General features: G+C 61.9%; 11 protein-coding genes. 2 read left to right on the top strand and 9 right to left on the bottom strand.

Features of this window, described 5'->3' with window-relative positions:
- Both KGA97_RS26485 and aceK read right to left on the bottom strand, forming a co-directional pair.
- Positions 1-855: DEAD/DEAH box helicase (locus KGA97_RS26485; RefSeq protein WP_223481795.1), on the bottom strand; the 855-nt coding region annotated here is incomplete at its 3' end.
- A 186-nt stretch (positions 856-1,041) separates the two neighbouring features.
- Positions 1,042-2,760 carry a bifunctional isocitrate dehydrogenase kinase/phosphatase gene (aceK, locus tag KGA97_RS26480; protein WP_207286663.1) on the bottom strand — a complete coding sequence of 573 codons (1,719 nt, stop codon included), beginning with the start codon at positions 2,758-2,760 and terminating at the stop codon, positions 1,042-1,044.
- Positions 2,761-3,171: 411 nt separating this feature from the next.
- Here aceK and KGA97_RS26475 point away from each other — a divergent pair, with 411 nt between their 5' ends.
- The gene (locus KGA97_RS26475) at positions 3,172-4,797 is read left to right on the top strand and encodes a methyl-accepting chemotaxis protein (RefSeq protein WP_207286664.1); all 1,626 of its coding nucleotides are present in this window, start codon (positions 3,172-3,174) and stop codon (positions 4,795-4,797) included.
- 71 nt (positions 4,798-4,868) lie between these two features.
- The gene (locus KGA97_RS26470) at positions 4,869-5,777 is read left to right on the top strand and encodes a DMT family transporter (RefSeq protein WP_207286665.1); all 909 of its coding nucleotides are present in this window, start codon (positions 4,869-4,871) and stop codon (positions 5,775-5,777) included.
- Positions 5,778-5,882: 105 nt separating this feature from the next.
- Here the strand turns inward: KGA97_RS26470 and KGA97_RS26465 are convergent, their stop codons facing one another.
- The 7 genes from KGA97_RS26465 to KGA97_RS26435 all read right to left on the bottom strand — a co-directional run bounded on the left by KGA97_RS26465 (position 5,883) and on the right by KGA97_RS26435 (position 15,100).
- On the bottom strand, positions 5,883-7,463 hold the full coding sequence (locus KGA97_RS26465; RefSeq protein WP_223481794.1) for an aldehyde dehydrogenase (NADP(+)): 1,581 nt from the start codon (positions 7,461-7,463) through the stop codon (positions 5,883-5,885).
- Positions 7,464-7,597: 134 nt separating this feature from the next.
- Positions 7,598-8,593 (bottom strand): AraD1 family protein, encoded by a 996-nt coding sequence (gene araD1 / locus KGA97_RS26460; RefSeq protein WP_223481793.1) that lies wholly within the window; start codon positions 8,591-8,593, stop codon positions 7,598-7,600.
- A gap of 53 nt (positions 8,594-8,646) precedes the next feature.
- Entirely contained in the window at positions 8,647-9,822 is a 1,176-nt protein-coding gene (locus tag KGA97_RS26455) for an L-rhamnonate dehydratase (protein ID WP_008043480.1), read from the bottom strand.
- A 33-nt stretch (positions 9,823-9,855) separates the two neighbouring features.
- Positions 9,856-11,181 carry an MFS transporter gene (locus KGA97_RS26450; RefSeq protein ID WP_008043481.1) on the bottom strand — a complete coding sequence of 442 codons (1,326 nt, stop codon included), beginning with the start codon at positions 11,179-11,181 and terminating at the stop codon, positions 9,856-9,858.
- A 628-nt stretch (positions 11,182-11,809) separates the two neighbouring features.
- Complete coding sequence (locus KGA97_RS26445) at positions 11,810-12,814, bottom strand: 4-hydroxythreonine-4-phosphate dehydrogenase PdxA (protein ID WP_008029054.1); 1,005 nt, start codon at positions 12,812-12,814, stop codon at positions 11,810-11,812.
- Positions 12,811-13,767, bottom strand: coding sequence for an amidohydrolase family protein (locus tag KGA97_RS26440; protein ID WP_223481792.1), 957 nt, complete (start codon positions 13,765-13,767; stop codon positions 12,811-12,813). Before KGA97_RS26440 ends, KGA97_RS26445 begins: the two co-directional genes overlap by 4 nt.
- Positions 13,760-15,100, bottom strand: a complete 1,341-nt coding sequence (locus KGA97_RS26435; protein WP_223436823.1) for an MFS transporter — start codon at positions 15,098-15,100, stop codon at positions 13,760-13,762. The genes KGA97_RS26440 and KGA97_RS26435 overlap by 8 nt, the downstream gene beginning before the upstream one ends.
- Positions 15,101-15,221 lie beyond the last annotated feature (121 nt).

Raw genomic sequence — 15,221 nt, 5'->3', positions numbered from 1 at the left:
TTCGTCGAGGGTGGCGAGGATCGCCTGATCCACGGTCAGGTCATCCTCGACGCGGTTGCCCTCTTCGTCCTGTTCCAGGGTCAGCGGGCGATACCAGGTTTCCACCGGGAAGGTGCGACCGGAGACCTCAACGATGGGCGCATCGTCGAAGTGCTTGGAGAAACGCTCCAGGTCGATGGTCGCCGAGGTGATGATGACTTTCAGGTCCGGACGACGGGGCAGCAGGGTTTTCAGGTAACCGAGCAGGAAGTCGATGTTGAGGCTGCGTTCGTGGGCTTCGTCGACGATGATCGTGTCGTAGCGTTCGAGGTAGCGGTCGTTCTGGGTTTCCGCCAGCAGAATGCCGTCGGTCATCAGTTTGATCAGCGTATTGGAATCGCTCTGATCCTCAAACCGCACCTGATAGCCGACCAGCGCGCCCAATGGCGTCGCCAGTTCTTCGGCGACCCGGCTCGCCACGCTGCGCGCCGCAATTCGACGCGGCTGGGTGTGGCCGATCAGACCGTGCTGGCCGCGACCGATTTCCAGGCAGATCTTCGGCAGCTGGGTGGTTTTGCCCGAGCCGGTTTCGCCGGCGATGATCAGCACCTGATGCTTGAGCAGCGCTTCCTTGATTTCATCGCGCTTGGCGGCGATGGGCAGGCTGTCGTCGTAACGAATCACCGGCAGGCTGGCGCGCCGCGCCAACACCTGATCACAGGACGCCTGCATGCGCGCCACCCACTGGGCCAGCTTGGCTTCGTCAGGCTTTTTGCGCAGCTCAAGCAACTGCCGACGCAGCCGGTGGCGGTCGGCGAGCATGGCGTGATCGAGGTTTTTCAGCAGTTTGTCGAGTGAAGGCGATTCGTCAGTCATCAGGTACGCAATAAGTCGTCTAGTGGCGCAGGGGGCGGATTGTCGCAGATTTTACGGCCGCTGCGCGGCCGAATCGCGAGCAGGCTCGCTCCCACATTGACCGCGGCGCCCCGATTTTGTGGTCGCTGTAGATCCAGTGTGGGAGCGAGCCTGCTCGCGATTCGATTGCGCAGCAATCGCAGAGAACTACTCGGTATCGAGGCCCTTGCGCCGATACGGGAACACGTCGATCACCTTGCCGGCACGAATCGCCTCTTGCAGGCTTTTCCAGTAATCGGCGTTGTACAACTCGCCGTGCAACTGATCGAACAAGCGCCGCTGCGCGGAATCGGCAAACAGAAACGGCGGAAACTCCTCGGGGAACACGTCCAGCGGCCCGATCGAATACCACGGCTCGGACGCCATCTCATCTTCCGGCGTACGCGGTTGCGGGATGTGGCGGAAGTTGGCTTCGGTCAGGAAGCAGATCTCGTCGTAGTCATAAAACACCACGCGACCGTGACGGGTGACGCCGAAGTTTTTCAGCAGCATGTCGCCGGGAAAAATGTTCGCCGCCGCCAGTTGCTTGATCGCCAGGCCGTAATCTTCCAGCGCGTCGTGCACCTGCGCCTCGTTGGCGTTTTCCAGGTACAGGTTCAACGGCGTCATCCGCCGCTCGGTCCAGCAGTGGCGGATCAATACGGTGTCGCCTTCCACCGACACGGTAGACGCCGCCACGTCCAGCAATTCTTCCAGACACGCCGGCTCGAACTTGCTCAACGGAAAACGGAAATCGGCGAACTCCTGGGTATCGGCCATGCGCCCGACGCGGTCGACGCTTTTCACCAGCCGGTATTTCTCGATCACCGTCGCGCGGTCGACGTTTTTCGACGGTGAGAAACGGTCCTTGATGATTTTGAACACGGTGTTGAAACCCGGCAGCGTGAACACGCTCATCACCATGCCGCGCACGCCGGGGGCCATGATGAACTGGTCGTCGGTGCTGGCCAGGTGGTTGATCAGCGCCCGGTAAAACTCCGACTTGCCGTGCTTGTAGAAACCGATCGAGGTGTACAGCTCGGCGATGTGTTTGCCCGGCAAGATCCGCCGCAGGAAACCGATGAACTCCGCCGGCACCGGCACATCGACCATGAAGTAGGAACGGGTGAACGAGAAGATGATCGACACGTCGGCTTCGTCGGTGATCAACGCATCAATCTGGATGCCACGGCCCTCAAGGTGCAGCAGCGGAATCGCCAGCGGCCATTGCTCATCGGTGGTGTAGATGCGCCCCACCAGGTAAGCGCCCTTGTTGCGGTACAACACCGAGGAAAACAGCTCGACGCTCAGCTCGGGATCCTTGCACACCCAGTCCGGCAGGTTCTCGCGCAGCTGTGCTTCGAGGCGACGCAGATCGCCCGCGAGGTCGGCGTAATCCTCGCTGAAACGGTAGTCGGCAAAAATGCTCGCCAACATGCCTGACAACTGCCCCTGAGGTTTGTAGGTGCGGGTTTGCGCGGCGCGCGCCCGGCGCAGGCTTGGCCGGGTGGTGTGGATGAACATGCAGCCATCGCTGATCAGGTCGTGGCTGAACAGCCCGCAGAAGATCGAGTTGTACCAGGTCTCGGACAGTTCATCGTCGAAGCGCAGGTCGATCAGGCTGATGTAGGCGCTTTTGACCAGTGGCCAGCAGCTGACATCCAGCGTGTCGGCGTCGAACGCGATGCGCAGCCGGTCCACCGTTTCGCTGACTTTATCTTCGTAGAGGTTGATCCGCGCCGCCGAGGCGATTTGCGTTTCCTGCCATTGGGCTTGCTCGAAACGCGCCCGGGCGCCGTCGGTGATCTGCCGGAAATGCTCGCGGTAATCGTCAAAGCCATCGAGGATCATTCGGGCGATGTCGGCGGCTGGCCATTGCTGCGGCATGGTGAGACCTCTACGGGAATTCGGAAGGCCTGAGCTTAGCCAGTGAACCGGGTGCAGGAGAAGCCTAATTTCGGTCCGAAAACGAATGAATCGCTCATGGGCGCAGTTTTTTCAGACTTTTTTTAATCGACCGTTCGGTCAGTAAACGACCTCAAAAGTCACTCTCCATCCACTTAATCGATTCATCTACAACCCTCTGATTATCAGGCGTACGGATCCAATCCACGGTCAGGCAAATGTCAGCCGCCAGGTTTTCTGCTTTTTCCTGAAAGCCTGCCCGCCTGAAAAGTGCTCTCGAACTGGTCTTACCAAGATAATGGCACTTTGATATACACCCCGCGTTCACCCGCCTAAAAACAAGATCCTCGGCCCACGAGGACTACCTCTCAAAATGCCCAAGGAGCACATAAGATGCCTATAAGGAACATGCGCATAGGTTTGCGCGCGAGCTTGAGTTTTGCTGTGCTGGCCAGCCTGCTGGTGCTGGTCGGGATGTTCGGCCTGGGCCAGATGGCGACCCTGCGCGAGAGTGCATCGGTCATCGAGGAATCGTGGATGCCGAGCATCGAGAGCATCCATGACAGCGCGTCCAACATCGCCACCATCCGCCTGGAATCGTTGCGGTTGATCGCCAACAACCAGAGCGCTGTGCGGGAAAGGAGCAAAGGCATCCTCAACGCGCAACGCCAGGAATTGCAAAAGCGCCTCAACGACCACAAGACGCTGCTGTCCAGCGACCAGGAACGGGCCATGCTCGACAGCCTGAATGCCGCCGTCGCGAAGTACCTGGCCATCCTCGACCAGATCCTCGCGCAGATCGATGCCGGCCAGGATGAGCAGGCCTACGCCCGCCTCAACAGTGAACTGGCCCCGCAGGGCATCGTGCTGGATAAATCCCTGGAATCGATGATCAGTTTCAATCAGCAAGGCGCCGATACCGCAGCGGACGCCGCCGCGTTGATGTACCAGCGTGCGCAATGGATCGTCGGCACGATCATCGTGATTGCGCTGCTTGCCACGCTGCTGTTGGCCTGGTTGCTGACGCGCAGCATCACCACGCCGATCAATCAGGCGCTGCAGGTCGCACGCCGGATTGCCGCGGGCGACCTCAGCGGACAGATTGCCAGCCACGGCAAGGACGAAGCCGCGCAATTGCTCAATGCCCTCGCCGACATGCAAGGCAACCTGCGCACGACCATTCGCGGCATCAGCGACTCGGCGCGCCAGCTGGCGTCGGCAGCCGAGGAAATGAGTTCGGTGATGGAGGAAAGCACTCGCGGCCTGCAGCAGCAGAACGACCAGATCGAGATGGCCGCCACCGCCGTCACCGAGATGAGCACTGCGGTGGACGAGGTCGCCGCGAATGCCGTGTCCAGCGCCGAGGCCTCCCAGGCGTCGAACGAGGACAGCAAGCACGGCCACGTGCAGGTCACTGAAACCATCACCGCGATTCAGGGGCTGGTCAGCGAAGTGCTTGGCGCCTCGGAACGGGCCGAGGGCCTGGCGGTTCAGGCGCAGGACATCAGCAAAGTGCTGGAAGTGATTCGCGGCATCGCCGGGCAGACCAACCTGTTGGCGCTCAATGCGGCCATCGAAGCCGCACGCGCCGGTGAAGCCGGGCGCGGGTTTGCCGTGGTGGCCGATGAAGTGCGCTCGCTGGCGCAACGCACCCAGAACTCCACCGAAGAAATCGAGCTGATGATCAACAACATCCAGCACGGCACCGGGGCCACGGTCAGCGCGCTGCAAAGCAGTGCCGAACACGCCAGCCAGACCTTGCGCCGGGCCAACAGTGCCGGCAGCGCCCTGGAGAAAATCACCGCATCGATCTCGCAGATCAACGAACGCAACCTGGTCATCGCCAGCGCTGCCGAACAGCAAGCGCTGGTGGCCCGGGAAGTCGATCAGAACCTGGTGACCATTCGCGATCTCTCGACCCAGACCGCCGCCGGCGCCACCCAGACTTCGGCCGCCAGTCAGGAACTGTCGCGGCTGGCAATCGACCTCAACGGCCTGGTGACACGTTTCATAATTTGATGCCGGTTTTTCGGTTGCCATAGGCAAGGCTCTCGGCAACACTCTCGTCCCCATCAAGGAAGGAGTGCACCGTGAGCCCTGTCGATATCGTTCGTTTACTGTCGCTGGCGGCCATCTGGGGCGCGAGTTTCCTGTTCATGCGCATCATCGCCCCAGTGATTGGCAGCATCCCCACGGCGTTTTTCCGCGTGTCGATTGCGGCGGTCGGGTTGCTGATGATTGTCGGGTTGATGCGCATCAGCTGGGATTTCAAGGGCAAGCTCAAAACCGTGATGCTGCTCGGGGTGATCAACTCCGGGATTCCGGCGACCCTCTATTCAGTGGCGGCCCAGGTGCTGCCCGCCGGTTACTCGGCAATCTTCAACGCCACCACGCCACTGATGGGCGTGTTGATCGGCGGCCTGTTCTTCAGTGAGCGGCTCACTGCCGCCAAGCTCGGCGGGGTGTTTCTCGGTTTGTTCGGTGTTGGCGTGCTGACCCGTGCCGGCCCGGTGGCCTTCGACCTGCAACTGCTGATGGGCGCCCTCGCCTGCCTGCTCGCCACCACCTGTTACGGTTTTGCCGGGTTCCTCGCCCGCCGCTGGCTCGATCAGGCCGGCGGGCTCGACAGTCGTCTTTCGGCACTGGGCAGCATGCTCGGGGCGACCTTGTTCCTGCTGCCGTTGTTCGGCTACAGCGTGATCAGCCAGCCACCGGCGAGCTGGGGCGGCTGGAGCGTGTGGCTGTCGTTGCTGGGATTGGGGCTGGGGTGCACGGCGTTTGCGTACATCATTTACTTCCGCCTGCTCAGCTCGATCGGGCCTTTGAAATCGATGACAACGACGTTCCTGATTCCGCCGTTCGGGGTGTTGTGGGGGGCGTTGCTGCTGGATGAGCCGTTGTCGATGGCGCATGTGTATGGCGGGGTGTTGATTGCGGCGGCGTTGTGGTTGGTGTTGAAGCCTTCGGTGATGAAGAAGGCTGAGGTGGTGGCCCGATAATCATGTGGTGTTGGTGATGACGCCATCGCCGGCAAGCCAGCTCCTACAGGGTTCGCGTGGACCTTGTAGGAGCTGGCTTGCCGGCGATGGCGGTGGTTCAGGCAACTACAAAGGTGACTGACTCACTTCGCCATCCACCAACCGCCGAATCCCCAGCGGATTCGCGTTCTGCAACGCCTCGGGCAACAACGCATCCGGGTAATTCTGGAAGCACACCGGCCGCAGGAATCGATCAATCGCCAGCGTCCCCACCGACGTCCCGCGAGAGTCCGACGTCGCCGGATACGGCCCGCCATGCACCATCGCCTCGCAGACTTCGACCCCGGTCGGATAGCCGTTGAGCAAGATCCGCCCGACTTTTTCCTGTAGCAATTGCGCCAGCCAGCGGTATTCCAGCAGCTCTTCGGCCTCGCCGATCAGCGTCGCCGTCAATTGCCCGCGCAGGCCGTGCAGCGCCGCCGAGAGCTGCGCCCGATCTTCGACTTCGATGACGATGGTGGTCGGCCCGAACACTTCCTCCTGAAGCAACTCATCGCCCTTGAGCAGCAGGCTGACATCGGCCTTGAACACCTGCGGTTGCGCCTGATTACCCTGCTGCGGTTTGCCCGCCAGGTGCGTCAGCCCCGGATGTTCGTGCAATTCCCCAAGGCCTTGGCTGTAGCTGACCAGCGCGCCGGCATTGAGCATGGTTTGTGCCGGCTGCTCGTTCATGTTGGCGCAGAACTGTTGAAGGAATGCGCTGAACTGTGGCGAACGCAAACCGATGACCAAACCCGGATTGGTGCAGAACTGCCCGCAACCCAAGGTCACCGAACCGGCCAGTTGCGCCGCGATCTGCTCGCCCCGCACGGCGAGGGCTTCGGGCAACAGGAACACTGGGTTGATGCTCGACATTTCGGCGAACACCGGGATCGGTTGCGGCCGGGTCGCGGCCATGTGGCTCAGGGCATTACCGCCCTTGAGCGAACCGGTGAAGCCCACGGCCTGAATGGCCGGGTGCTTGACCAGCCACTCACCAACGCCACCGCCATAAATCATGTTGAACACACCCGCCGGCATGCCCGTGCGTTCGGCGGCGCGGATGATGGCGTCCGCGACCCGTTCGGCGGTCGCCATGTGTCCGCTGTGCGCCTTGAACACCACCGGGCAACCGGCGGCCAGTGCCGAAGCGGTATCGCCACCCGCCGTGGAAAAAGCGAGCGGAAAGTTGCTGGCGCCAAACACCGCCACCGGACCGATGGCGATGCGGTACTGGCGCAGATCCGGGCGTGACAACGGCTGACGATCCGGCAAGGCCCGATCGATCCGCGCACCGTAGAAATCACCGCGCCGCAGGACCTTGGCGAACAGGCGCATCTGGCCGCTGGTGCGCCCGCGCTCGCCCTGGATACGCCCGGCCGGCAGTGCCGTTTCCCGGCAGACCGTGGCGACGAAGTCATCGCCCAGCGCATCGATTTCATCGGCGATGGCATCGAGGAACGCGGCGCGTTTTTCCGCGCTCAGGTTGCGGTAGATCGGGTACGCCGCAGCGGCGGCTTTGGCGGTCGCATCCACTTCGGCTTCAGTCGCCTGGAAGAAGGTGCCGGGCAGCGGCTCGCCGGTGGTGGCATCGAGGCTTTGCAGTTGCAACGTGCCGTTGGCGCTGCGCTGTCCGCCGATGTAGTTGTGTCCAGAGAACGTGGTCATAATTTATTCCTGATCGATTGGCACAGACCTGTAGGAGCCGGCTTGCCGGCGATTGGCCTTCAAGCCTTGCATCGATCTCTCGGACGCAATCGCCGGCAAGCCGGCTCCTACAAGGGCGGATGTTCCGCTGGCTTTTAGAGCGAACGCACGTGGCCGATGGCCAACGGCTGGGCGCTTTCGCCGATGCCGTTTTCCAGCGGTGCGCCAAACGCGTCGAGGCTGATCTGGAAGCGATCCCCCGGCTGGGTTTTCACGCCGTCGGCAAACGACAGCGTCGCGGTGCCGAAGTAATGCACGTGGACATCGCCCGGACGCAAAAACTGCGCGTATTTGAAATGATGGAATTCGAGGTTGGCGAGGCTGTGGCACATGTTGTCTTCGCCGCTGAGAAACTCTTTTTCCCAGAGGGTTTCGCCGTTGCGGATGATGCGGCTGGTGCCAGCCAGATGACGGGGCAATTCACCGACACGCAGCTCCGGACCATAGGCGCAGAAACGCAGTTTCGAGTGCGCGAGGTACAGGTAATTGCGCCGTTCCATGACATGGTCGGAGAACTCGTTACCCAAGGCATAACCGACACGATACGGCAGACCATCGTCGCCAATCACATAGAGGCCGGTCAGTTCCGGTTCTTCACCGGCATCTTCGGCAAACGGCGGCACCGGGAAATCCGCGCCGGGGCGCACGACGATGCTGCCGTCGCCCTTGTAGAACCATTCCGGCTGCGCGCCGACCTGTCCGGCTGCGGGTTTGCCACCTTCCAGGCCCCACTTGAAAATGCGCATGGTGTCGGTCATGCCGGCTTCAACGGCGCCATCCTGCTGGTGCATTTTGTCCCGCGCCGAGGCGCTGCCCAGATGGGTCAGGCCGGTGCCGCTGATCAGGCAGTGCGCCGGGTCTTCGTGATCCAGCGGCGGCAGGACGTTGCCCTGCTGCAACAGTTGCGCGTAATCCGGGCCTGCCTCGGTGCCGCGTTGGGCCACTTCTTCTTGCAGACTGCGTTGGGCGCGGATCGCCGCGAGAGCCAGTTCACGAGTGCTGCGGGTGCCTTTGAGCACTTGGACCTGCAAACCTTCGACGACGCCGACCTGACGCTCACCGGCAGTGTTTTCAAATTGAATCAGGCGCATGTCGGCCCTCCAGAAAGTCGTGAATGGCGCCGCTCACGAGCGGCGCCTCAAGGTCACTCGATGATGTTGAAGTCGCTCAGGTACTCATCGGAGATTTCCAGGCCCAGGCCCGGCTTGTTGTCGTCGAGCTGGATGTAGCCGTTGACCGGTTGCGGCTCGCCCTTGAACACGTAGTAGAAGAGTTCGTTGCCGACCTCGACATCGAACACCGGGAAGAACTCGGCCATCGGTGAGGCGGTGGTGGACATGGTCAGGTGATAGTTGTGCATCTGCCCCGCGTGCGGGATCACCGGTACCGACCAGGCTTCGGCCATGGCGTTGATCTTGCGCGCGGCGGTGATGCCGCCCACACGGTTGGTGTCGTACTGGATCACGTCGACGGCGCGGCGCTCCAGCAGGTCTTTGAAGCCGTAGGAGGTGAATTCGTGTTCGCCGCCGGAGATCGGCATGATCCCCATTTTTTTCAGCTCGATGTAGCCTTCGATGTCGTCGGCGATCACCGGCTCTTCGAGCCAGCGCGGTTCGAATTCGGCGAGTTTCGGCAACATGCGGCGTGCGTATTCCAGGGTCCAGCCCATGTAACATTCGAGCATGATGTCGATGTCCGGGCCGGCCAGTTCACGCAGTGCGCGCACTTGTTCGATGTTTTTGCGCATGCCCGCCGGGCCATCTTTCGGGCCGTAGCCGAAACGCATTTTCAGCGCGGTGAAACCCTGGTTCAGATAGCCCTGTGCTTCTTCGAGGAACAGGTCGAGGTTGTCATTGGCGTAGAGCTTGGAGGCGTAGGTCCAGATCTTTTCCTTGGTGCGCCCGCCCAGCAGTTTGAACACCGGTTTGTTGACCGCTTTGCCCATGATGTCCCAGATCGCGATGTCGATCGCCGAGATCGCCGCCATGCCGATGCCTTTACGGCCCCAGGCGTGGCTCTGGCGGTACATCTTCTGCCAGATGTATTCGTTGTCGAACGGGTCTTCACCAATCGCAATCGGCGCCAGGTAGGTGTCGATGATTTCCTTGGCCACACGCGGCGCCAGGGCGCAGTTACCGATGCCGACGAGACCGGTGTCAGTCTCGACTTCCACCACCAGCCAGCCGTGGAAACGGAACGAACCCATGGCGTCGCCGCGTTCGAACAGGATGTCGCTGGCGTTGGTGCAGAAGTGCGCTTGTGGTGGGACGACTTTGCCTTTCCACTCGAAAACGCGGGTACGGATTGCTTTGATTTTCATGAATTCAATTCCTTGCTAACGCTTGGGTAGTGATCAGCCAACCTGAGCCGGTGTGAGCTGCGAGGGGGATTTAGGGGTGTGGGTGCTGCGAAGTCGGGACAACAGGACGGCGCCGACAATGCCGACCAGGGCCAGGGCGAACATGCCGGCGCGGGGGTCGGCGAAGCTGGTTTCCATCACGGTTTTCAGGTTCGGCGCGACGAAGCCGCCGAGGTTGCCGATGGAGTTGATCAGGGCGATCCCGCCGGCTGCGGCGGCACCGCTGAGGTAGCTGGTGGGAATGGTCCAGAACAGTGGCTGCACCGAGACGAAACCGGCAGCGGCGAAGCAGAAGGCGATGACCACCGGAACCATGCTGGTGCCCAGCGCCGAGGCGGCGATGCCGAGGGCGGCCATGGTCAGCATGCACACGGCGAGGCGACGATGTTGCCCGGTGCGGTCGGCGTAGCGAGTGACGAGACGGGTCACGACCAGGGCGCAGATCCACGGTATCGCGGTGATCAGGCCGACGTTGAGGCCGACGTGGCCGTCGAGCAGCCCGGCGATGCGCGTCGGCAGGTAAAACACCACGCCGTACACGCTCATCTGAATGGTGAAATACGCCAGGCAGAATTGCAGCACCCGAGGGTTGCGCAGCGCACTGAGAAAACCATGGGGGCTGCTGTCTTTTTTCTTCGCGTCTTCTTCGCTGAGCGCGGTTTGCAGCGCCTGCTTTTCATCGACGCTCAACCACGTGGCATCGGCCGGGCGGTTGACCAGATAGAAGTACGCAGCGATGCCGACCACCGATGCCATCAAGCCTTCGACGACGAACAACCATTGCCAGTTGGTCAGGCCGAACACGCCATGGAAGTCCAGCAACCAGCCCGACAGCGGGCTGCCCAGCACCAGCGCCAGGGGTAAGCCGAAGTAGAACAGACCGAGCGCCTGGCCACGGCTTTGTGCCGGGAACCAGTAGGTGAGGTAAAGGATGATCCCCGGGAAGAAACCGGCTTCGGCGACACCCAGCAGGAAGCGCAGGACGTAAAAGGTTTCGGCGTTGTGGGCGAACATCATTGCCGCCGAGACCAGGCCCCAGGTGACCATGATCCGGCACAGCCAGACCTTCGCGCCGAGGCGGTGCAGCATGTAGTTGCTCGGCACTTCGAAGAACGCGTAGCCGATGAAGAAGATGCTCGCGCCGAACGCGAACGCGGCATCGCCCAAACCGGTGTCGGCCTGCAACGCGGCTTTGGCGAAGCCGACGTTGGAGCGATCGATGAAGGCGAGGATGTACATCAGGATCAGAAACGGCAGCAGACGCAGCCGGCTTTTGGAGATGGCACTGGACAGAGCCAGGGCGAAATCTGGACGAGTCATGTGAAGGTTCCTTTGCTGCCGGTATGTGCCTTGCGGAAGTGACAAGGCGGGCTTTTTGTAGTTGTAGAATCGTGCGATCGAGGCGGCTCGGGTGGCCGGCTCTGGTCATTCGATGGAGCGACTTTAGCCAGCGCACAGGGCGGCGGATAATCACTTATGCACATCCATCGATAACCTGGGGTGATAGGTAAGTGCGGTTATTGCCTAGATCGAGTTATCAGGCGCCCCCTAAAACAACTGTGGGAGCGAGCCTGCTCGCGAAGGCGATCTGACAGGCACATTGCAGTGACTGATAGAGCGCTATCGCGAGCAGGCTCGCTCCCACATGGGGTTTTGCGTTGATTGAACAACCTGGCAGCACCACGCATTACTGTAGGAGCCGGCTTGCCGGCGATTGCGGTCTGACAGTCACCTTACTGTGTGTCTGTCAGGCCCTCATCGCTGGCAAGCCAGCTCCTACAGGGTTTTGCATGGTTCACAAATACTGGCAACACCACGCATTACTGTAGGAGCCGGCTTGCTGGCGATAGCGGTCTGACAGTCACTTCATCTGTGTCTGTCAGGACCTCATCGCCAGCAAGCCGGCTCCTACAGTGGGATTGCGTGTGTCAGTGAATTTTGTGGGGGGTCAGTAGTGGTTGGTGCCCATGCGGCAGGCGATTTCGAAGGCCTGGCGGATCGCGCCGGGGTTGGCTTTGCCTTGGCCGGCGATGTCGAACGCGGTGCCATGGGCCGGTGTGGTGATGGGGATCGGCAAGCCGCCCTGCACCGTCACCCCACGGGAGAAGCCCATCAACTTGATCGCGATCTGTCCCTGGTCGTGGTACATCGTCACCACCGCGTCAAAGGCGCTCGCATCGCCCTGCACCTTGAGGAAAATCGTGTCGCCCGGGTACGGACCTTCGGCCGCAATCCCCAACGCCTGCGCCGAACGTACGGCCGGGCCGATGATGTCCAGTTCTTCGCGACCGAACGAGCCGTTGTCGCCGTTATGCGGGTTCAGGCCGCACACGCCGATGCGCGGCTTGGCCAGGCCGTTGCGCTTGAGCGCGGTGTCGATCAGCTGGATCGCTTCCACCACCCGCGCTTGCGTCAGCATGCCCGGCACCTCGGCCAAGGCCACATGCGAGGTCACCCGCGACGTCCAGAGGTTGTCGAGCACGTTGAATTCGCAGAACGGCCCGTGGAAATCCAGCAACTCGGCGAACCAGTGCAACTCGTCGTTGTGGGCCATGCCGGCCATGTGCAGCGAGGTCTTGTTCAGCGGCCCGAACAGCACCGCGCCGGTGGTGCCGGCCTCGGTGAGACGCAGGGCTTTTTCCAGAGTGTCGAGGCTGTAGCGGCCACCAATGACGCTGGCTTCACTGCGCGGGAATTCGCCAATGGTGTCGCCGCGAAAGTCATAGAACAACGGCGTGTCATCGACAAATGACAGCTGATCCAGCGACTCGACGCGACGGTACGGAAACTCCACCCCGGCGATGCGCATGCCGCGCCGCATTTCCGCCTCGTCGGCAATCAGGATCACGTTGGCCTGGCTGCGAACCTGAGGCTCGGCGAGCAGGCGTGCGATCAGTTCCGGGCCGATGCCCGCCGGGTCGCCCAGGACCATGGCGATGGTTGTCTTGCTCATGCTTCACTCCTCAAGGGTTCGGGCCATGTACGGTCAATGGCGCTAGGCTCGCAGCGATAAACCCGCTGCGCGTTGCTGTAGAACAGGCGCTCCTGATCCGCCCATGGCAGGTCAGCAACGATGGATTTGAAACCGCTGTAGATGTCGTCGAACGAGCCGCACAGGCTGTCCACCGGAAAGTTGCTGGCGAACATCACGCGGTCGGTGCCGAACATGGCGATCACTTCGCGCACGATCCAGGCATTGTCTTTGGCGCGCCACGCCTGCCCTTTCAGGCCCAGGCCGGAAACCTTCACCTGCACGTTCGGCCATTCGGCCAGTCGCGCCATCGCCAGACGCCACCCCGCCAGGCCTTCGGCGCTGCGGTCATTGGGCAACCCGGCGTGGTTGAGAATCAGCGTGGTGCCGGGAAAGTCCCGGGCCAGCCGTTCGGCTTCGTAGAGGTTCCACCAGGGTGTCTGCAAATCGAAATGCAGCCCCAGCCCTTGCAGCGCGGCGTAACTGCGGCGCCAGTGTTCATCGCTCATCAGGCTGCGCAGATGGCCCACCTGCGCCGTCGAAGTCGGGCCACCGGGTTTGTGGCGCACGCTGCGTACGCACTTGAAACTCGCCTGCTCGGTGAGCACCGCGATGGCGTCCGGATGATCGAGCCAGGCCTGCGCGACGATTGCATTCGGTACGCCGTAACGCGCCGCCAAACCTTCAATGAATCGGGTTTCGCCAATCGGGTCTTGCGGGTCCCATTCGGTCTCGACGTACACCGTTTTCACGACGTTATGCGAACCGGCATCGGCGAAGTAATCGTCGGGAAAATAGCGCCGTTTGATCGCGCTGTAGTCGCCGTAGCGAAACGGGATCCTGGCTTCAGGCGCGAGCCACGGATGGTGATTGATCGTCGGGTCCCAGAAGTGGTGATGGGCGTCGATGATCGGCCCCGTATACAACTCAGTCATGGCGCACCTCGTCGAGGCTGATGAACAGCGTGGCGAAAACGAAGACCGCCGAACACGCCGCAAAGAAACCCAGCACCGGCGCGAATCCACCGGCCATTTGCAGGATCACGCCGACCAGGATCGGCACCGCAATCCCGCCCGTGCTGCCGGCCATGTTCATCACGCCGCCGATCAGGCCGACCCGCGCCGGCGCCGCCAGCAATGCCGGGAAGCTCCAGTAGAGGCTGCCCCACATCAGGAAAAACGCAGTCATGGCCAACAACGCCACGGCGGCAAAAGGGTTAGTCAGGGTCGGCAACAACAGAAACGCGCCGAGAGCCACCAGACCGGAAAACGCCAGCAGGCTCTTGACCGCCACACCGCGACTGACACCTTTGCGGATCAACCCGTCGCAGAGGAAACCACCGGTCAACGAGCCGAGCGCACCGCAGACAAAAATCACGAACGTCGCCGCACCAATGCCCTTGATATCGAAGCCGCGAGCCTGCGCCAGATAACTCGGGCCCCAGGTCAGCAAGCCGAAATACACCATCGCCCAACTGGCGCGGCCAATCAGCAAACCGCTCAGGGAACGCGCCGCAATGCCCAGGCCTTTGACTGGCACCCGCGCCGCTTCGGCTGCTGGCGTGGCGCGTCCGGCGTTGATCTTCTCGAGCTCTTCGGCATTCACTTGCGGGTGGCTGGCCGGGTCATCGCGCAGATACCGCCGCGCCAGCCACGCCAGTACCAGCGTCGCGATACCGGCAATCACGAACGCCAGGCGCCATGAGTCCAGCGACGCGATCAGATAGGCGATGATCAACCCGCCGAGCGCCACGCCCAACGGGCTGCCGCTGTCCATCAGCACCGCGCCGCGACTGCGCTCGCTTGGCGCCAGCCACAACGAAATCAATTTGCCGCCCGACGGGAACAAGGGAGCCTCGGCAGCACCGAGTGCAACGCGGGCGAACAGCAATGACAAGCCGCCCGTGGCAAATGCCGCCAACACTTGAAACGTCCCCCACAACCCGGTGGACCAACTGATGACCCGGTGCGGGCCGAAGCGGTCGATCATCCAGCCGCCGGGAATCTGCAACAGCGCATAGGCCCAGAAGAAGCTGCTGAGGATCAGGCCTTGCATGCTCGGCGACAGGGAAAACTCATGGGCGATGGTCGGCATCGCAATGGACAGCGACACCCGGTCGATGAGGTTGACCATGGTCAGCGCGAAGATGATCGCGAAGATCCGCCAGCGCACATTGCTGGCCTTGGTGGTGCCGGTCAGCGGTTCGGCCGCTGCGGCGGGTTGGGCAACTGCGCCGGGCAATTGCAGGGAAGCACTGGGACGAGCCATGGTGCGTACCTCGAATTTATTATTTTTGTGAAGTTGCAAACACCGACCTTGTAGGAGCCGGCTTGCTGGCGATAGCGGTGTATCAGTCAACATTGATAGCGCCTGACCCACCGCTATCGCC

It is taken from the genome of Pseudomonas sp. BF-B-15 (genome assembly GCF_019946675.1).
Lineage (GTDB): Bacteria > Pseudomonadota > Gammaproteobacteria > Pseudomonadales > Pseudomonadaceae > Aquipseudomonas > Aquipseudomonas migulae.
The sequence above is the reverse complement of the archived record's forward strand: the minus strand, read 5'-3'. Positions and strand labels throughout refer to the sequence as shown.